Annotated in this window: 19 protein-coding genes; 6 read left to right on the forward strand and 13 right to left on the reverse strand. The window is 59.7% G+C overall.

Features of this window, described 5'->3' with window-relative positions; translation table 11 throughout:
- The first annotated feature begins 167 nt into the window (after positions 1-167).
- The gene (locus tag GOW04_RS13190) at positions 168-410 is read left to right on the forward strand and encodes a CDGSH iron-sulfur domain-containing protein (protein ID WP_171232855.1); all 243 of its coding nucleotides are present in this window, start codon (positions 168-170) and stop codon (positions 408-410) included.
- Here the strand turns inward: GOW04_RS13190 and GOW04_RS13195 are convergent, their stop codons facing one another.
- The 5 genes from GOW04_RS13195 to GOW04_RS13215 all read right to left on the reverse strand — a co-directional run bounded on the left by GOW04_RS13195 (position 411) and on the right by GOW04_RS13215 (position 2,348).
- Positions 411-671 (reverse strand): DUF6455 family protein, encoded by a 261-nt coding sequence (locus tag GOW04_RS13195; protein ID WP_171232856.1) that lies wholly within the window; start codon positions 669-671, stop codon positions 411-413. It lies immediately after the preceding gene.
- Complete coding sequence (locus GOW04_RS13200) at positions 671-940, reverse strand: DUF6455 family protein (RefSeq protein WP_152458951.1); 270 nt, start codon at positions 938-940, stop codon at positions 671-673. Before GOW04_RS13200 ends, GOW04_RS13195 begins: the two co-directional genes overlap by 1 nt.
- Positions 941-954: 14 nt before the next feature.
- A complete protein-coding gene (locus GOW04_RS13205; protein ID WP_171232857.1) occupies positions 955-1,206 on the reverse strand; it encodes a DUF6455 family protein in 252 nt (83 codons plus the stop codon).
- A gap of 69 nt (positions 1,207-1,275) precedes the next feature.
- Entirely contained in the window at positions 1,276-1,644 is a 369-nt protein-coding gene (locus GOW04_RS13210) for a YigZ family protein (RefSeq protein WP_171232858.1), read from the reverse strand.
- Positions 1,641-2,348, reverse strand: a complete 708-nt coding sequence (locus GOW04_RS13215; RefSeq protein WP_171118712.1) for a M48 family metallopeptidase — start codon at positions 2,346-2,348, stop codon at positions 1,641-1,643. Before GOW04_RS13215 ends, GOW04_RS13210 begins: the two co-directional genes overlap by 4 nt.
- Positions 2,349-2,468: 120 nt before the next feature.
- Between GOW04_RS13215 and GOW04_RS13220 the strand changes: the two genes are divergently transcribed.
- Positions 2,469-2,717 (forward strand): hypothetical protein, encoded by a 249-nt coding sequence (locus GOW04_RS13220; RefSeq protein WP_170346090.1) that lies wholly within the window; start codon positions 2,469-2,471, stop codon positions 2,715-2,717.
- Here GOW04_RS13220 and GOW04_RS13225 read toward each other — a convergent pair.
- The gene (locus GOW04_RS13225) at positions 2,705-2,980 is read right to left on the reverse strand and encodes a DUF167 domain-containing protein (RefSeq protein WP_171232859.1); all 276 of its coding nucleotides are present in this window, start codon (positions 2,978-2,980) and stop codon (positions 2,705-2,707) included. The genes GOW04_RS13220 and GOW04_RS13225 overlap by 13 nt on opposite strands.
- A 136-nt stretch (positions 2,981-3,116) precedes the next feature.
- Here GOW04_RS13225 and GOW04_RS13230 point away from each other — a divergent pair, with 136 nt between their 5' ends.
- Positions 3,117-3,695 (forward strand): nitroreductase family protein, encoded by a 579-nt coding sequence (locus tag GOW04_RS13230; RefSeq protein WP_171232860.1) that lies wholly within the window; start codon positions 3,117-3,119, stop codon positions 3,693-3,695.
- Positions 3,692-4,390 (forward strand): EI24 domain-containing protein, encoded by a 699-nt coding sequence (locus tag GOW04_RS13235; protein ID WP_171232861.1) that lies wholly within the window; start codon positions 3,692-3,694, stop codon positions 4,388-4,390. Before GOW04_RS13230 ends, GOW04_RS13235 begins: the two co-directional genes overlap by 4 nt.
- Positions 4,391-4,396: 6 nt before the next feature.
- On the opposite strand, the gene GOW04_RS13240 is transcribed toward GOW04_RS13235, so the two are convergent.
- Together GOW04_RS13240 and mce are read right to left on the reverse strand one after the other, a co-directional pair.
- Positions 4,397-4,669, reverse strand: coding sequence for a DUF1467 family protein (locus GOW04_RS13240; protein WP_171228979.1), 273 nt, complete (start codon positions 4,667-4,669; stop codon positions 4,397-4,399).
- A 23-nt stretch (positions 4,670-4,692) separates the two neighbouring features.
- The gene (mce, locus tag GOW04_RS13245; protein WP_171232862.1) at positions 4,693-5,097 is read right to left on the reverse strand and encodes a methylmalonyl-CoA epimerase; all 405 of its coding nucleotides are present in this window, start codon (positions 5,095-5,097) and stop codon (positions 4,693-4,695) included.
- Positions 5,098-5,233: 136 nt separating this feature from the next.
- Here mce and GOW04_RS13250 point away from each other — a divergent pair, with 136 nt between their 5' ends.
- Positions 5,234-5,953, forward strand: coding sequence for a response regulator (locus GOW04_RS13250; RefSeq protein ID WP_171232863.1), 720 nt, complete (start codon positions 5,234-5,236; stop codon positions 5,951-5,953).
- 170 nt (positions 5,954-6,123) lie between these two features.
- On the opposite strand, the gene aspS is transcribed toward GOW04_RS13250, so the two are convergent.
- The 4 genes from aspS to GOW04_RS13270 form a co-directional block, all read right to left on the reverse strand.
- Positions 6,124-7,902 carry an aspartate--tRNA ligase gene (aspS, locus tag GOW04_RS13255; protein WP_171232864.1) on the reverse strand — a complete coding sequence of 593 codons (1,779 nt, stop codon included), beginning with the start codon at positions 7,900-7,902 and terminating at the stop codon, positions 6,124-6,126.
- Positions 7,903-7,979: 77 nt separating this feature from the next.
- Positions 7,980-8,651 carry a CPBP family intramembrane glutamic endopeptidase gene (locus GOW04_RS13260; RefSeq protein WP_371814401.1) on the reverse strand — a complete coding sequence of 224 codons (672 nt, stop codon included), beginning with the start codon at positions 8,649-8,651 and terminating at the stop codon, positions 7,980-7,982.
- Positions 8,648-9,295 carry an aminotransferase class IV family protein gene (locus tag GOW04_RS13265; RefSeq protein ID WP_171232865.1) on the reverse strand — a complete coding sequence of 216 codons (648 nt, stop codon included), beginning with the start codon at positions 9,293-9,295 and terminating at the stop codon, positions 8,648-8,650. The genes GOW04_RS13260 and GOW04_RS13265 overlap by 4 nt, the downstream gene beginning before the upstream one ends.
- Positions 9,250-10,377 carry an aminodeoxychorismate synthase component I gene (locus GOW04_RS13270; protein ID WP_171233018.1) on the reverse strand — a complete coding sequence of 376 codons (1,128 nt, stop codon included), beginning with the start codon at positions 10,375-10,377 and terminating at the stop codon, positions 9,250-9,252. The genes GOW04_RS13265 and GOW04_RS13270 overlap by 46 nt, the downstream gene beginning before the upstream one ends.
- A 177-nt stretch (positions 10,378-10,554) precedes the next feature.
- On the opposite strand from GOW04_RS13270, the gene carB reads away from it, so the two are divergent.
- Positions 10,555-13,899, forward strand: a complete 3,345-nt coding sequence (carB, locus tag GOW04_RS13275) for a carbamoyl-phosphate synthase large subunit (RefSeq protein ID WP_171232866.1) — start codon at positions 10,555-10,557, stop codon at positions 13,897-13,899.
- Positions 13,900-14,086: 187 nt separating this feature from the next.
- Here carB and GOW04_RS13280 read toward each other — a convergent pair whose 3' ends face one another.
- Complete coding sequence (locus GOW04_RS13280) at positions 14,087-17,128, reverse strand: efflux RND transporter permease subunit (RefSeq protein ID WP_171232867.1); 3,042 nt, start codon at positions 17,126-17,128, stop codon at positions 14,087-14,089.
- Between the last annotated feature and the right edge of the window lies 1 nt (position 17,129).

Here is a 17,129-nt window from a genome sequence, read left to right on the forward strand (position 1 = left end):
CGGGCTGAACGACAATCTGGCAACTGAATCGATCACGTCTTCGTGAGTCACAGCGAATCCATGCCAATCCAATGGCGCAATGATGTTCTTTGAGGCGTGAAACCTATTCTTCTGACTCCGGCGCCCTAAACTGTTGCAGCAAATTCAGCCAAAGACGGAGAAGCCATATGTCAAACGCGCCCATTGTTGCCCGGAAATCGCCATTTCCGGTCGAGGTCGTCGAAGGGAAAACCTATTTCTGGTGCGCCTGCGGCAAATCCAGCCGCCAGCCGTTTTGCGACGGATCGCACAAAGGCACCGGGTTAGAGCCTGTGAAATATACTGCGGAAAGCAGCAAAAAGGTCTTCTTTTGTGGCTGCAAACACAGTTCGAAACCGCCTTTGTGCGACGGAACGCACAACGGGCTTTGATCAGGTTTTCAACCCATTCAGTATCTCGGCATTGGGGCAAAAATCCGGAGCAGTGGCAGCTGTTCCCTGCTGCCGGGCAAGCCAAAACTCGCATTGCACATCACATCCGGCAGCGCGGCACCGTGTGACAAGCTCGGCGTATTTTTCGGGTGAAAGACGTCCTTCGGCCATCGCTTCGGTCATTGAAATGCCCATGCAGCGTGAAACCGAGCGTGTAAGCCAAAAGTGCTTTTCGATTTCCCCTAACGCGACCTGAGACATCAAGCGTTCTCCACCTGCTTGGTTTTGAGGGCTGCAAAGTATTTGCGATTCGGGCATGTCGACGGCGCCTGTTCAACCTGCTCACGCCGTTCCAACCATTCCGGGCAGTCCTTGGCCCAGGAACAGCCGCGACACTGCTGCACGATTTCAGCCCATTCTTCCTGTTTCAGATGACCTTTCCGATAGGCCGCGGCCAAGTCGGTTCCGGTTGCTTGCCCCATACGCAACACCAAGCGCAGATGGGTCATGATTTCGCCCAGATGTGTCATGGCAGACCTTTGTGTCAAGGCAGGAGATTGTGAAGCAATTCCTGATTTCGGCAGTATTCGGGCGTACGCCGAGCAGATCCGGGATCGTTCAGCAAACTTTTGCAGTGATCCGGGTTCGGGCAGTCGGTACAGCGCAAAACAGCATCAGAGATCTGGTCCACGGAAACGGAACCATCAATGGCGGCTTCCTCAAGATCAATGTCCAGCATTCTGGCCATATCGTCCACCACCCCGGCATGCAGCCGAAGGGTCTCGTGTGAGGGCATGCTGTTTCCTTTCGCTTTCACGCTGTGTCCAAAGGGTAGCGCATCCGCGAAGGCAAACATTGACTCAGGTCAAGATTGGACGCCGATGTGATCCAGATAGGCCCTCGTGGCATCCTGAACACGGCGAAAGCGGTCCCCGCCCAATTTCTTGCCCCCATACCAGCGCGTCACGACTATTAAGTGATTTTTCAGCCCGGCGCGTTCGATCATCCGAAGGATCACCATGCCCGCGCCGCTTTCCCCGTCGTCAGCTTTCAACGCGCCGGTCGGCAAAGTCGCAGCCCAGGTGTTGTGGGTGGCCTTGGCATAGCTCTTGTCGGATTTCAAATCGTTCAAAACGGCGTCGATTTCAGCCCGCGTCGTGACCTGCGCCCCGGACACCGCGTATTTCGAGCCGCGATCCGTCATGACAACACCCAAGCATGTAAGTTCGGTCATTGGGACAAACCCAATTGCTCTGCTGTTTCCCGCACAATCTGCACACGTTGTGCATTTGGCGGGTGGGTTCCCAAAAACCTGTCACCGGGATCCGGGATGCGATCAAAGAATCTTGCCCCGACCAACGGATTGTATCCCGCATTATACGTGATGATGGTTCCCAGCTGGTCTGCCTCCAGCTCAAAGTCTTTCACATAAGCCTGAACGCCGACCTGCGCGCCCAGCTTTTGCGCCTCTTCAATGGCGGCGGCGTCCCCGCCGCGCAACTCTGCCACCCGCCCGAACTCAGCCGCGCTGGCGCTGGCGATTTCACTCTGCCTGGCGATATGCCCCAACACGTGGTGGGCTGCTTCATGCCCCATGACAAACGCCAGTTCATCCGCGTTCTGGGTAGACTCGATCATCGAGCGGGTAAATATGATCACCGGCTGCTTGTTCTCATCCAGCGTCTGGAATGCATTGACCGAAGCCTGAGGGTTCAAGTCGACAAGAATCCGAAAGTCGCAATTCTGCCCGGTCGTCTGTTTCAGACACTGTCTGCGGGCTTCCGCCCCAACGGCCCGACTGACCTCTCGGAAGGTTTGCACCATCGGTTCGGCCTCTGGCTCATCCCCCCGCCATTCCTCGGCGGGTTGGACGCGCAAGGCCCCCTCTCCACATGCCGCAAGCAGCAGGGACAGCAAAAAAACAAACCATCTGTGCATGTCATATCCTTTGAGACCGAATGGCCGTGATTTCAACATAGTACGCCCGTGCCGGCGAAACCACACCGCCGGTTCAACGAACGGCTTGCATTGCGCCCCGGCGGCTTGCACTCTGGCCTCATGTTTACGATTGAGCATGAATTCGACTCGACGGTCATTACGCTTGTGGACGAAGGTGAACAACCTTTGCAGGAAGATGTGGTGATCAACAATTTCGCGGAATGCGTCACGCTGGAACAACTTGATCCCCGCACCGATCAAATACAGAAGATCACGTTGTCGCCCGAGCAGGTGCGGGATCTGGCGGCCGCGCTGGATCTGCCCGAAGGTGTTTATCAAATTCGCGAAACCGGACCTCAAGGGTCATAGGAAAACAGCTTGATCCGTGCGGCTTGCCCCTGCTTCAGCGTCAGGGTCGAGGGCGCGACGCCAAGACATTCTGCAAGCAGCAACTGCACGGCCCTGTTGGCCTTACCGTTTTCCGGCGGGGCCGTAACGGATACCTTGATCTGCCCGTCTTCGACGCTCACCCGATCGCGGGACGCCTTGGGCGTCACCTTCAGCTTGAACACGGCCCCGGCCTGCGCCATCGCGCTGAGATCCGGCAGATCGCGCCGTTTGGGTTTCGCCATTGTCTCCTCTTTTTTTCTCAAAGTCTTGCACGAAGCACGTCGTAATGAAATTGATCCACGCAATCCATTGGCGTGCCCTTGAAGCGGGCAGAATACCGACCAAGATACAGAGTCCCGATGTAAAGGAAGTTAACATATGTCCCTGAAAAACCCTGCCGCTCTGGAGTTTTTGCAGTCGCGCCGGTCCCGGCCGGCCAAGACACTGGTTGCTCCGGCCCCAACCCGGGAAGAGTTGCTGCCGTTGCTGACGGCCGCAGCCCGCAGCCCCGATCACGGCAAACTGGAGCCCTGGCGGTTTATTGTTCTGGAAAAGGGCGCCATGCCACGCCTGGCGACCCTGACCGAGGCCTGCGGACAAAGGCTGAACAAAAGCCCGGAAGACATCGCCAAGGCGCGCAGCCAGTTCGATATGGGGCATCTGGCCGTCGCGGTCATCGAGGTTCGCAAACAATCCGAAAAGATTCCGGCCATCGAACAATCCTACTCTGCTGGCGCGGTCTGCCTGGCGCTGCTGAATGCCGCGCTGGCTGCGGGCTGGGGCGCCAATTGGCTGTCGGGTTGGCAAACACATGATCGCGAATTCTGTGTCGATGCTTTCGGGCTTGCCGAAAACGAACGCGTGGCCGGTTTAATTCATATCGCCACCGAGGGAGCGACCCCTCCGGAACGCCCCCGGCCCGACGTGGCCGCGTTGACAGAGTGGGTTACGGAATGATCATCCTGAACGCCTTTTTCAGCGCACTTGGCCAGACCGGAGACCCCAGGTTTCGCGCCGTATTGCTGCGCGGCGTGGGTCTGACCATTCTGCTGCTGGTTCTGGCCTGTGCAGGTGCGATCTGGTTGATCAACTGGCTGTCAGGCAGCGAAATCTCACTGCCGTTTGTGGGGGCTGTGCCGTGGCTTAACGACGTTCTGAACTATTCCGGTATCGTGCTCGTCCTGATCCTGCCCGTTTTTCTGATGGTGCCGGTCGCGTCGGCCATCACCTCGATCTTTCTGGACGAGGTGGCACAGGCGGTTGAGGACAAGCATTTTCCGGCGTTGCCGCCCGCACGGCGCATCCCGGCCTCAGAGGCGCTTATGGACGGTCTCAGCTTCCTTGGCGTTCTGATTGTGGCAAACCTGCTGGCGCTGATCCTCTATGCGATTTTCACCCCGCTTGCGCCTTTCATCTTCTGGGCGATGAACGGATTTTTGCTGGGGCGTGAATACTTTACCCTTGCCGCGATGCGAAGGATCGGGCGCGATGGCGCGCGCAAGCTGCGGGCCAAACATTCAACGACGATCTGGGTGGCGGGCACATTGATCGCCATTCCGCTTTCAGTGCCGCTGGTGAACCTGGTGATCCCGATCATCGGGGCCGCCACGTTCACCCATATCTATCATGCCTTGTCAGGCCAAAAGGCCTGACGGGGATTACCTTGGCTCCAACTGGTTCAGCCAGTCGAAATCCCGCACCGAGATCACGCCCGACAGGATGATTCCGGCGATGATCGCCCACAGAATCACAGAGATACCGGTGGTGATCCACATCTTTCTTTTCATGTGATGCACTTCCGGCGCGCCCGCATGCGTGCCGGGAACGATGTCACCCAGATCGCCCTGGGTTTTGATGCGAATGGGCAGCACCACCAACAACGTCATGAACCAGATGACGGCAAACAACACCAGCGCGGCAGTAATGGTCATTTCAGGCCCTCCGGGGCTGGGGGTTATACCTGCTCCAGCTCGACTAGGCAGCCGTTGAAATCCTTGGGGTGCAGAAACAGAACCGGTTTACCATGCGCACCGATCTTGGGCTCACCTGATCCCAGAACACGGGCTCCGGTCGCTTTCAGATGATCACGGGCCGCGATGATATCCTCGACCTCGTAACACACATGGTGGATGCCGCCGGCCGGGTTCTTTTCCAAAAACCCGTTGATCGGGCTGTCATCACCCAGCGGATACAGAAGTTCGATCTTGGTGTTGGGCAGTTCGATGAACACGACCGTGACACCATGATCCGGCTCGTCCTGCGGCGCGCCGACTTTGGCGCCCAGCGCGTTGCGGTATTGCTCGGACGCCGCATCAAGATCCGGTACGGCGATGGCGACGTGGTTCAGACGTCCAATCATGTCTCACTCCTGCTGTCCTGCGTTGCATGGGTTATGGGGGCTGATCCGCCAAAGGACAAGTGCGCCAAATCGCGCGTTAACGTCGTGTTAGCCAGAAGTTCCTAGCGTGAAGCATCTGCTGCATAGGAGAGCTGCCATGGACGATTCGGGCCTACTTGCCACCACCACCGCCGCGCCCACCGCGACTCGACCCTTGCTGGGTCAGACCATATTGGTTGTCGAAGACAGCCGGTACGCTTGCGATGCCATCCGCCTGATGTGCCTACACAGCGGCGCGCGCATTCGCCGTGCGGATTGCCTGAAATCGGCCCGAAGGCATCTACAGATCTATCGGCCTTCGGTCATCCTGGTCGATATGGGCCTGCCGGACGGTCCCGGCGCCGACCTGATCGCCGAATTGGCCGAGGCCACGCCCCGTATCAGTGTCATCATGGGCCTTTCGGGCGATGACGGCAGCGAAGACATGGCTCTGGCGGCCGGCGCGGATGGGTTTTTGTCCAAGCCGCTAAAATCAATGTCACATTTTCAAAAATCCATTCTGGAACGCCTGCCAGAGGACCGGCGCCCCAGCGGGCTTCATGCCGTGCGCGATGAAATCATCCGCCCTGACCCTCTGGCCTATCAGGACGACATGGCCCATATCGCCGATGTGCTCGCTGGTCCCAACGATCACCGCACATTGGACTACGCCGCACAGTTCCTGCACGGCGTCGCGCGCGAGGCAAATGACAGGCCCTTGGCGGAAGCAGCGCGAAAGCTGGCATTGTCACGCGCGAACGGGACGCCGATCATGGCGCAGGCGGCGCAGGTTGCCGGGATGGTGCAGAACCGACTGGAACAGCGAGAGGCGATTTGAAATGGTGACAGCGTATTTCATCACTGCAACCCTTTTGTGCATCTGGCTGTACCGCCAAACACGGCAGGCCGCGCGTTCCATCCGCGTCAACCGAACCGATCTGAAAGACCCGCTGGACTGACACACGCTGCCTGCGTGAAAAATCCGCCCGCGATACGCGGGCGGTTTTTTTACTGGTCCTGAGGGATAATGCGAAGACCCAGCTCCATCAACTGATCCGAGGTCGGGTCCGAAGGTGCGTCCATCATCAGATCTTCGGCGCGCTGGTTCATCGGGAACATCATGACTTCGCGGATATTGGCCTCATCTGCCAGCAGCATCACGATCCGGTCGATACCAGCCGCGCATCCACCGTGTGGCGGGGCGCCGTAGTGGAAGGCATTGAACAGGGCACCAAAGCGGGATTTTACTTCATCCTCGCCATAGCCTGCCAGTTCAAAGGCCTTCAGCATGATTTCCGGCTTGTGGTTCCGGATCGCGCCTGAAACCAGCTCGTACCCGTTGCACGCCAGATCATACTGGTAGCCGCGCACATCCAGCGGGTTGCCCTTCAACGCCTCCATACCGCCCTGCGGCATCGAGAACGGGTTGTGTTCGAAATCGATCGCGCCGGTTTCCTCGTCCTGTTCATAGATCGGGAAATCGACGATCCAGGCAAAAGCAAAACGGTCTTTTTCGGTCAGGTTCAATTCCTCACCGATCACGTCACGCGCCTTGCCGGCAACCTTTTCAAAGGTTTTTGGCTTGCCACCCAGGAAGAAGGCTGCATCGCCGACACCCAGACCCAGTTGCTGACGGATTGCCTCGGTGCGTTCGGGGCCGATGTTCTTGGCCAGCGGTCCCGCAGCCTCCATCCCTTCACCCTGATCGCGCCAGAAGATATAGCCCATGCCTGGCAGACCCTCTTTCTGGGCAAAGGCGTTCATGCGGTCGCAGAACTTGCGGCTGCCGCCGCCCGGCGCGGGGATCGCGCGGATCTCGGTGCCTTCCTGTTCAAGCAGCTTGGCGAAGATCGCGAAACCGGAACCGCGGAAATGCTCGGACACCACCTGCATCTTGATGGGGTTCCGCAGGTCCGGCTTGTCGGTGCCATACCACAGCGCCGCGTCCTTGTAGGAAATTTGCGGCCAGTCCTGATCAACCTTGCGACCGCCGCCAAATTCTTCGAACACGCCGGTCAGAACAGGTTGAATGACGTCGAACACGTCCTGCTGTTCAACAAAGGACATCTCGAGATCCAATTGGTAGAAGTCGGTGGGCGACCTGTCAGCCCGTGGATCTTCATCTCGGAAACAGGGCGCAATCTGGAAATACTTGTCGAAGCCCGACACCATGATCAGCTGCTTGAACTGCTGCGGGGCTTGCGGCAACGCATAGAATTTGCCCGGATGCAGGCGCGAAGGCACCAGGAAGTCGCGCGCGCCTTCGGGCGACGAGGCGGTGATGATCGGCGTCTGATACTCGCGAAAGCCCTGATCCCACATCCGTTTGCGCATGGACGCAACCACGTCCGAGCGCAGGGTCATGTTCCGTTGCATCGCCTCGCGGCGCAGGTCCAGATAGCGATAGCGCAGGCGGGTTTCCTCGGGGTATTCCTGATCGCCGAAGACCATCAGCGGCAATTCGTCGGCGGCCCCCAGAACTTCCAGTTCGCGTACGTAAACCTCGATCTCGCCGGTGGGCAGTTTCGGGTTCACCAGGTCCGGGTCACGGGCTTTGACGGTGCCGTCGATACGGATGCACCATTCGGACCGCACCTTTTCCAGCTCGGCAAAGGCGGCGCTGTCGCCGTCGCACAGGATCTGGGTTACGCCGAAATGGTCGCGAAGATCGATGAACAGCACGCCCCCATGATCTCGAACCCGATGCACCCAACCGGACAGGCGAACGGTTTCTCCAACATTGGCGGCGGTCAAGGCGGCGCAGGTGTGGCTGCGATAGGCGTGCATGGAATATCCCTTCGGGCGCAGAATTCGTCGCGCCGATACACCCTGTCAGCCCCGGAAAGTCAAGGCGGGTTGCCCCTTCAAAACGGCCTTTGCACATTGCCCGAGTAGAAATATACGCCCAGCCCCACCGCAAAAATGATATTGCCCGCAATTGCGTGCAGCAACACCGCATAGAAAAATGACCCACGCTGCCGGTAGGCCCATGTGAACAGCAGGCCGCCGGCGAATGTCATCAGCGCGACGATCCAGCTCCAGTACATCAGGTGCGCGAACGAGAATATGGCCGCGTTCAGCAGATAGGCCGCACGCCCATCCGGCAGGATCGCGTGATAGCGGCGAAAGAACAGAGGGCGGAACAGCAGCTCTTGCGGCAGCGCTGACAAAAGTGGGTAGCCGACCCAGATGAAGGCTAGCATTTCGGGGCGGTGCACAAGAAGGAAGAACGCGGCATCCGGGCGCGTGATCTGAATCAGACCAACACAAAAGGCAGCCACGATGGCAGAGAACAAAGCCACCTCGCGCAGGGTCCAGTTGGCCCAGCCATAACGAAGCTCGGCCCATTGAAACCCGGGCGTCCGGTGCAACAGCACGATACCAAGCCCGGTCAGCGCAAACAGCGCCGGAAACATCCAGTTCGGAGGGAAAAGAACAGCGATCAGCAGCGGCAAGCCAATATAGAACAGGCCAAATTCCAGCCGCAGCCGTCGCAATGCAACCGGCGGTCCGATCATCATGCTGTTTTTTGTCACCCGTCTATCAGCTCCACCTCGATCAGTCCGCGCAGTGAATTTCCGATCCGCACAGTTTGCGCATTTTTCAGGTCGGTCAAGGTCAGCACGGCTTCGGTGACCGCTTTGTTTTCCAACAGTTCTTCGCGCAGTATCCCCGGCAAGAGCCCACAGGACAAAGCGGGCGTCAGAACCCGGCCATCAGGCATTTCCAAAAACAGGTTCGTGATGGTGCCTTCACAAAGCTCATCCAGTTCATTCAGAAACAACAGTTCGTCCACCCCTTCGGGCAGCGCTGCGCGCGCGGAATCATAGAGCGCACGGCGCGTGGTCTTGTGACGCAACCACAGGTCATTCGAAGCCAGACGCTGATCCGACAGGGCGACGCGCCAGGTTCTGGGATTGTCCACCAGTTCGCCGGTCGACAGATCGAACGAGCCCGACACATCCAGCGTAAGACGGCAACGCAGCGGGGAGTCACAAGCAGCGCCACTCAGTCGGGCGGTCGCTTCATCGGGGTTGAAAGGAATCTCGAACACCCGCGCAGTACGGGCCATTCGTGCAAGATGGCGGTCCAGCCTGACAAAGCCCTGATCCGGGCGGAAGGCCAGTGTTTCAATCAGGCTGAAATCAGGTTCAGCTGGCGGGCGAAGCGGGCTTTCCATAACGCCTCCTCATACTCTGACGGGGCGGTGCTGTCCCAAACGACACCGCCGCCTACGTTCAGAGTGGCCTGATCATCCTCAAGCATCAAGGTGCGGATGGCCACGTTGAACTCGGACCGACCATCCGGCGCGGCCCAGCCAATCGTCCCGCAATAGATGTCGCGCGCCCATGGCTCCAGTTCCGCCAGAATTTCCATCGCGCGGATCTTGGGGGCTCCGGTGATCGACCCGCAGGGAAACAGTGCCGTCAGTATTTCACCCAACCCCACGCATTTGTGCAGCTGCGCCCGCACCAGCGAGACCATCTGATGCACGGTGGCATAGGTTTCCACCCGGAACAGGTCAGGCACATGAACGGATCCGGGCAGCGCGACGCGGCTGATATCGTTGCGCAGCAAATCAACAATCATCAGGTTCTCGGCCCGATTCTTTTCGTCCGCGCTCAGAAAAGCCCGGCGGCGCGCATCCTCATCCGGGTCTTCACTGCGCGGTTGCGTGCCCTTCATCGGCCGGGTTTCGATCCGTCCACCCTCATCGGTGCGGAAAAACAACTCCGGCGAGCGGCTGAGCAGATCGGGCAGCCCATCCTGCTGCACCAGTGCTCCGTGGCCCACCGGCTGCCCCGCCGTCAGCGCGGCATAGAGCATTTCGCTGTTGCCCGAGACGGTCAGATCAATCGGAAAGGTCAGGTTGGCCTGATAGATGTCGCCGGCACCGATGGCGTCATGCACGGCCCTGAAGGCCTTGCCGTATCGCGCTTCATCCCATCGCGGCCGGAATGCGCCCACTTCGCCCGCAGGCGACGGAAGGGCGACCCGATCCGGCGCGTCATACACCCCAAAGCACAACAAAGGCAGGCGTCGTTCTTCCGGCAAAAGACCATTGAGCCGGGGTTCGAGCGCATAGCCAAGTTCGTAACTCGCATACCCAGCCAGCCAGGCACCAGCTGCGCGCGCCTCGTCCAGCGCCGCCAGAGCCTGGGGCACGTCCTCCGCCACATCCGCGCGGATCACCTGAGACGGACGCTGAAACCGGGTTCCTCGCCCGGCCGGTCCCTGATCGAAACGAATACGCACTTGCATCCTCATTTGCCGTGAGGGGCCATATAGAGAATACTCTGCCAAGTGAAAGAGGGGAAAGCGGCAATTTCGCCCCTGTTTCCGATACCTCTTGCACCTTTTTGCGCGGTCCCTATAACGCAGGACAATTTGGGCGCTGGGGCGGTGCCCTGACTCGCGGACAATCGAAGGAACAAGGCCATGCCGAGAAGAACCGACATCCAGTCGATCATGATCATTGGGGCGGGCCCCATTGTTATCGGTCAGGCCTGTGAATTCGACTATTCCGGTGCTCAGGCCTGCAAGGCCCTGCGAGAGGAAGGATACCGGGTCATTCTGGTGAACTCGAACCCGGCGACGATCATGACCGACCCCGGTCTGGCCGACGCCACCTATATCGAGCCGATCACACCCGAAGTGGTCGCCAAGATCATCGAGAAAGAACGCCCTGACGCCCTGTTGCCCACCATGGGCGGACAGACCGGCCTGAACACCTCGCTGGCACTGGAAGAAATGGGCGTGCTGGAGAAATTCGGCGTCGAGATGATCGGCGCCAAGCGCGATGCCATCGAAATGGCCGAAGACCGCGCCCTGTTCCGCGAGGCGATGGACCGGCTGGGGCTGGAAAACCCGAAAGCGACCATCGTAACCGCGCCCAAGCGCGAGGACGGCACGGCCGATCTGGATGCCGGTGTGCAGATGGCGCTTGATGAGTTGGAAGAAATCGGCCTGCCGGCCATCATCCGCCCCGCCTTTACGCTTGGCGGCACCGGTGGGGGCGTGGCCTACAACCGCGAGGATTACATCCATTTCTGCCGCTCGGGAATGGATGCCTCGCCGGTCAATCAGATCCTCGTCGATGAAAGCCTGCTGGGCTGGAAGGAATACGAGATGGAAGTGGTGCGCGACACCGCCGACAACGCCATCATCGTCTGTTCCATCGAAAACGTGGACCCGATGGGCGTGCATACCGGTGACTCGATCACCGTGGCCCCGGCGCTGACGCTGACCGACAAGGAATACCAGATCATGCGCAACGGCTCGATCGCCGTTCTGCGCGAGATCGGCGTCGAGACCGGTGGTTCGAACGTGCAATGGGCGATCAACCCCGAAGATGGCCGCATGGTCGTGATCGAGATGAACCCGCGCGTGTCACGCTCGTCGGCGCTGGCATCCAAGGCCACCGGTTTCCCGATCGCGAAGATCGCGGCAAAGCTGGCCGTGGGTTACACGCTGGACGAGCTGGACAACGACATCACCAAGGTCACACCGGCATCGTTCGAGCCGACAATCGACTATGTGGTGACAAAAATTCCGAAATTCGCCTTCGAGAAATTCCCCGGTTCCGAACCCTATCTGACCACCGCGATGAAGTCGGTGGGCGAGGCGATGTCGATTGGCCGTACGATCCACGAATCGATGCAAAAGGCACTGGCCTCGATGGAATCGGGCCTGACCGGCTTTGATGAGGTCGAAATCCCCGGCCTGAACGTGGACCTCTGGGACGAGGCCGACGACAAGGCCGCCGTGATCAAGGCGATCAGCCAGCAGACACCCGACCGCCTGCGCACCATCGCGCAAGCGATGCGCCATGGCCTGAGCGACGACGAGATTTTCGGCGTCACCAAGTTCGACCCTTGGTTCCTGGCCCGCATCCGCGAGATCGTCGAGGCCGAGCGTCAGCTCCGCAAGGACGGCCTGCCCGTCACCGAGGACGGCATCCGCAAGCTGAAAATGCTGGGCTTCACCGATGCGCGTCTGGGCAAGCTGACGGGCCGTGACGAAGACAACGTCCGCCGCGCGCGCCGCAATCTGGGCGTTTCAGCGGTGTTCAAACGCATCGACACCTGCGCGGCCGAGTTCGAGGCGCAGACACCTTACATGTATTCGACCTACGAAGCGCCCATGATGGGCGAGGTCGAATGCGAGGCGCGCCCGAGCGACCGCAAAAAGGTCGTCATTCTTGGCGGCGGCCCAAACCGCATCGGTCAGGGCATCGAGTTCGACTATTGCTGCTGCCACGCCTGCTTCGCGCTGACCGAGGCGGGGTATGAAACCATCATGATCAACTGCAACCCCGAAACGGTTTCAACCGATTATGACACCTCGGATCGCTTGTATTTTGAGCCGCTGACCTTTGAACACGTCATGGAAATCCTGACGAAGGAACAGGAAAACGGCACGCTGCACGGCGTCATTGTTCAGTTCGGTGGACAGACACCGCTGAAACTGGCCAACGCGCTTGAGGCCGAGGGCATCCCGATCCTGGGCACCACGCCCGACGCGATCGACCTGGCCGAAGACCGCGAGCGTTTTCAGGCGCTGGTCAACGAGCTGGGGCTGAAACAGCCCAAGAACGGCATCGCCTCGACCGACGCGCAGGCGTTGGAAATCGCCGAGGAAATCGGCTTTCCGCTGGTGATCCGCCCATCCTACGTTCTGGGCGGCCGCGCGATGGAGATCGTGCGCGACATGGACCAGCTGAAACGCTATATCAACGAGGCCGTGGTGGTCTCGGGCGACAGTCCCGTTCTGCTGGACAGCTATCTGTCTGGCGCGGTCGAGCTGGACGTGGACGCGCTGTGCGACGGCACAGATGTGCATGTGGCAGGCATCATGCAGCATATCGAAGAGGCCGGCGTGCACTCGGGCGATAGCGCCTGTTCGCTGCCGCCCTATTCGCTGTCGAAAGAGATCATCGCGCAGATCAAGGATCAGGCGTTCAAGCTGGCCAAGGCGCTGAACGTTGTCGGCCTGATGAACGTGCAGTTCGCGATCAAGGATGACGAGATCTACCTGATCGAGGTCAACCCGCGCGCTTCGCGCACCGTGCCGTTCGTGGCAAAGGCCACCGACAGCGCGATTGCATCCATCGCCGCGCGCGTCATGGCGGGCGAAAAGCTGGCGAGCTTCCCGCAGCGTCCGCCCTACAAGACCGTGGACGACACCAAGATCGCAGATCAGATGACGCTGGCCGACCCGGACATGCCATGGTTCTCGGTGAAAGAGGCGGTCCTGCCCTTCGCCCGTTTTCCGGGCGTCGATACCATCCTGGGCCCGGAAATGCGCTCGACCGGCGAGGTCATGGGCTGGGACCGCGATTTCCCGCGCGCCTTCCTCAAGGCGCAGATGGGCGCGGGCATGGTGCTGCCGACCTCGGGCCGGGCCTTCATTTCGATCAAGGATGCCGACAAGGGCGCGGCGATGCTCGAGGCCGCCCAGGTACTGGTCGAACAAGGCTTCACGCTGGTCGCCACCCGCGGCACGCAAAGCTGGCTGGCGGAACAAGGTGTGCCATGCGACGTGGTCAACAAGGTCTATGAAGGCCGCCCGGACGTGGTCGACATGCTGAAAGACGGTCAGGTTCAACTGCTGATGAACACCACCGAAGGCGCGCAGGCGGTCGAGGACAGCAAGGCCATCCGGTCCATCGCGCTTTATGACAAGATCCCGTATTTCACCACTGCCGCCGCAAGCCATGCTGCCGCTCTGGCCATCAAGGCGCAGGCCGAAGGGGATGTCGAGGTGAAATCCCTTCAGGGATAACCCGCCTGAGCCACAATTGGCTCATCAATGAACGAAAAGATGCGCGCCCGTTGAGTTCAGGTCAACAGGCGCGCATTTCTGGTTCTCGTAATCTTCACTGCACTGGCCGCCTGTGACGTGCCGTTTGTTCCTTTGATCTAACCTGATTGGACCCAGCTTTTCAGCTGGACCCACAAGAGGCCAGTGTTCAGGCTGCCCGCGCCTCGCGTTTTTCATCGCGCGCAAAGAAGAGCAGGTAGAACACCGGCGCGGCGACCATTGTCAGGACGGTCGCAAAAGCCAGCCCGCCCATGATCGTCACCGCCATCGAGACGAAGAACGCATCGGTCAGCAGCGGCGCCATGCCCAGAATGGTCGTGATCGCAGCCAGCATCACAGGGCGCAAACGCGAGACGGAGGCTTCGACGATGGATTCGCGCAGGGGTTTGCCCGTGGCGCGAACCAGGTCGATCTCTTCCACCAGCACGATGCCGTTCTTGATCAGCATGCCCGACAGGCTGAGCAGGCCCAGAAGGGCTGTAAAGGTGAAGGGCAGCCCAGTTCCCAACAGGCCGATGACGACGCCGTTGACCGACATCGGAACCAGCAACCAGATGATGATCGGCTGACGGATCGCGTTGAACAGCAGGACCGAGATCAGCACCATGATCAGCAGGCTCAGCGGCAATTGTTTACCCAGGCTTTCCTGCGCGTCGCGCGAGTTTTCGAACTCACCGCCCCACTCCATCTTGTAGCCCGGTGGCAGTTCGATGGCCTCGATGGCGTCCCGAACTTCGGCGTGTACCTGAGCCGCCGTCAGGTCGGGCGGGATGTCCGCGCCGACAGTGATGGTCAGTACACGATCGCGGCGATGAACCAGCGTATTGAGGGATTTGTACTCGAATCCATCGACCATCTGTTCGATTGGTACAAATTTCCCGGATTGGTCCGAATACACCACCTGATCGACGATGGAATAATCTCCGTCCGCCGGACGACGCAGGATGATGGGGATCAGGCGGTCACGTTCCCGCAGCACACCGCCCGTGATGCCATCGGTCGAAAATTGCAGCGTGGCCGCAATATCTTCGCGCGTGACGCCCGCGGTCTGGGCCCGTTCCGTGGCATAGATCGGCTGCACCGCCAGTTCCTGTTCGCGCCAGTCATGATGAACGAGCAGGGCGTTGGGCGACGCCGCCGCCATGCGCTGCACGGCCTCGTCCGCAAGTTGTCGCAGTACCACCGGATCGCTGCCCGAGAACCGGGCCTGGATCGGATCGCCGCCGCCGGGGCCAAACACCAGGCGCTTGGTTCCGAACTCGCCTTCGGGGAACTGGACCGACCCGAACGCTTCCAGATCCGCTTGCAAGGCCGGGATGTCATCCAGACTTTCCGTACGGATGATCATGTGACCATAGCTCGGGTTCGGTTTCTCTGCCGAATAGGTCAGCATGAACCGGGTTGCCCCCTGACCGACGAATGTCGTGACCGAAACCACGTCATCGCGTTGGGTCAGCCAATCTTCGAAAACCGCCATGTCCTGTGCCGTGCGGGCAATCGGCGTGCCCTGAGGCAGCTTGTAATGCACAAAGAACAAAGGCGTGTTCGAGTTGGGGAAGAACTGTTGTTTCATCAACCCGAACCCGGCATAGCACGCAACGGTTACGCCGATGAGACCCGCAACAACCAGCCACCGGAAACGGAGCGCAAACCGCAGGATCGCGCCATATGTGCGGAACAGGATGCCCCCGTAGGCGTCGATCTCACCCTCCTTGCCCTGCTTGAAGAAATAGTGCCCCAGCAAAGGCGTGACCGTGATGGCAAGTATCCAGCTGAGCAGCAGCGAAATGCCGATCACCGCAAACAGGGAAAACAGAAACTCGCCCGTCGCATCCGGGCTGAGCCCGATCCCGGCAAAGGCCATGATGCCGATTACGGTGGCTCCAAGCAGGGGAATCTGGGTTTTTGACGCCACATCTTCAGCCGCATCGCGCGAAGGTTTTCCTCGCAACATCGCGATCTGCATCCCTTCGGCCACCACGATGGCATTGTCCACAAGCATACCCATGGCAATGATCAGCGCGCCTAGGGAAATCCGTTCCATCTCGATCGAGAACAGTGACATGAAAAGAAGCGTGCCGACCACGGTCAGCAACAGGGTCGAACCGACGACGATGGCCGCGCGCCACCCCATGAAGATTCCCAGCACGGCGACCACGATGGCCACTGACATGGCCAGATTCACCAGAAAGTCGTTCGAGGCCTGCTCGACCACCACATGTTGCTGATAGATCGGCAGAATATCGACACCGAAGGGGATATTCGCATCCAGCTCGGCGAATTTGGCGTCAGCCCGCTTGCCGACCTCGACGATGTTTTCCGTCGCCAGACCGGCGATGCCGAGGGTAAAGGCTTCGGTTCCGTTGTAGCGGATCATGATGTCCGGATCGTTCTGACGGGCGCGATAGACATCGGACATGTCGAACAGGTTGATCACCTGCCCTTGCGAGCCGACAGACAGGCCCGCAATGGCCGAGACACTGTCCGAACCCTCGGCCGTCAGAATGGTGGTACGGGCATCTTCAGACCGCAAGGACCCCGAGGAATTCACCGAATCCGCATTGGCTATGGCTTCGTTGATCGCTTGCAGCGGGACGTTCTGGTTCACCGAGATCGCCAGATCGGGCTCTACAAAAATCGCCTCGTCCGGCAGGCCCTGAACCTCGACATCGGCGACGCCGTCCACGGTCAGCAGTTCGCGACGCAGAAACGTTGCCAGTTCATGCTTTTCGGCGTCCGAAAACCCTTCGGCGGTCACCGCATAGAACAGGCCGAACACATCACCGAACCCGTCATTCACATAGGGTTGGCTGACACCCGACGGAAGCCCGCGGGCGGCATCGCGCACCTTGGCCCGCAGGCGGGTCCAGATATCGGGCAGTTCGGTGCCGTCGTAGGTCGACTTGATCTCTACTTCGATCAGCGATTGTCCGGGTTGGTTGACCGAGGTGATGACATCCACCTCACCCATCTGCTGGATCGCGGATTCAAGGGGTTCGGACACTTCAAGCGCCACCTGTTCCGCCGTGGCACCGGGATACTGCGTGGCGATGACCGCGTTCTTGATGGTGAAAGCCGGGTCTTCCAAACGACCAAGCGACGTGAATCCCCAGATGCCACCGAAGAGGGCAATGAGGATGATCAGCCATGTGTAAAGCGGTCGATCAATCGAGGCGCGCGCGATGTTCATC

The organism is Ruegeria sp. HKCCA4812 (assembly GCF_013034245.1).
Taxonomy (GTDB): domain Bacteria; phylum Pseudomonadota; class Alphaproteobacteria; order Rhodobacterales; family Rhodobacteraceae; genus Ruegeria.

Excerpts from the sequence above, each read along its gene's own strand:
- GOW04_RS13190 (WP_171232855.1), top strand. The coding sequence starts at position 168 with ATGTCAAACGCGCCCATTGTTGCCCGGAAATCGCCATTTCCGGTCGAG.
- GOW04_RS13195 (WP_171232856.1), bottom strand. The coding sequence starts at position 671 with ATGTCTCAGGTCGCGTTAGGGGAAATCGAAAAGCACTTTTGGCTTACA.
- GOW04_RS13200 (WP_152458951.1), bottom strand. The coding sequence starts at position 940 with ATGACACATCTGGGCGAAATCATGACCCATCTGCGCTTGGTGTTGCGT.
- GOW04_RS13205 (WP_171232857.1), bottom strand. The coding sequence starts at position 1,206 with ATGCCCTCACACGAGACCCTTCGGCTGCATGCCGGGGTGGTGGACGAT.
- GOW04_RS13210 (WP_171232858.1), bottom strand. The coding sequence starts at position 1,644 with ATGACCGAACTTACATGCTTGGGTGTTGTCATGACGGATCGCGGCTCG.
- GOW04_RS13215 (WP_171118712.1), bottom strand. The coding sequence starts at position 2,348 with ATGCACAGATGGTTTGTTTTTTTGCTGTCCCTGCTGCTTGCGGCATGT.
- GOW04_RS13220 (WP_170346090.1), top strand. The coding sequence starts at position 2,469 with ATGTTTACGATTGAGCATGAATTCGACTCGACGGTCATTACGCTTGTG.
- GOW04_RS13225 (WP_171232859.1), bottom strand. The coding sequence starts at position 2,980 with ATGGCGAAACCCAAACGGCGCGATCTGCCGGATCTCAGCGCGATGGCG.
- GOW04_RS13230 (WP_171232860.1), top strand. The coding sequence starts at position 3,117 with ATGTCCCTGAAAAACCCTGCCGCTCTGGAGTTTTTGCAGTCGCGCCGG.
- GOW04_RS13235 (WP_171232861.1), top strand. The coding sequence starts at position 3,692 with ATGATCATCCTGAACGCCTTTTTCAGCGCACTTGGCCAGACCGGAGAC.
- GOW04_RS13240 (WP_171228979.1), bottom strand. The coding sequence starts at position 4,669 with ATGACCATTACTGCCGCGCTGGTGTTGTTTGCCGTCATCTGGTTCATG.
- mce (WP_171232862.1), bottom strand. The coding sequence starts at position 5,097 with ATGATTGGACGTCTGAACCACGTCGCCATCGCCGTACCGGATCTTGAT.
- GOW04_RS13250 (WP_171232863.1), top strand. The coding sequence starts at position 5,234 with ATGGACGATTCGGGCCTACTTGCCACCACCACCGCCGCGCCCACCGCG.
- aspS (WP_171232864.1), bottom strand. The coding sequence starts at position 7,902 with ATGCACGCCTATCGCAGCCACACCTGCGCCGCCTTGACCGCCGCCAAT.
- GOW04_RS13265 (WP_171232865.1), bottom strand. The coding sequence starts at position 9,295 with ATGGAAAGCCCGCTTCGCCCGCCAGCTGAACCTGATTTCAGCCTGATT.
- GOW04_RS13270 (WP_171233018.1), bottom strand. The coding sequence starts at position 10,377 with ATGCAAGTGCGTATTCGTTTCGATCAGGGACCGGCCGGGCGAGGAACC.
- carB (WP_171232866.1), top strand. The coding sequence starts at position 10,555 with ATGCCGAGAAGAACCGACATCCAGTCGATCATGATCATTGGGGCGGGC.
- GOW04_RS13280 (WP_171232867.1), bottom strand. The coding sequence starts at position 17,128 with ATGAACATCGCGCGCGCCTCGATTGATCGACCGCTTTACACATGGCTG.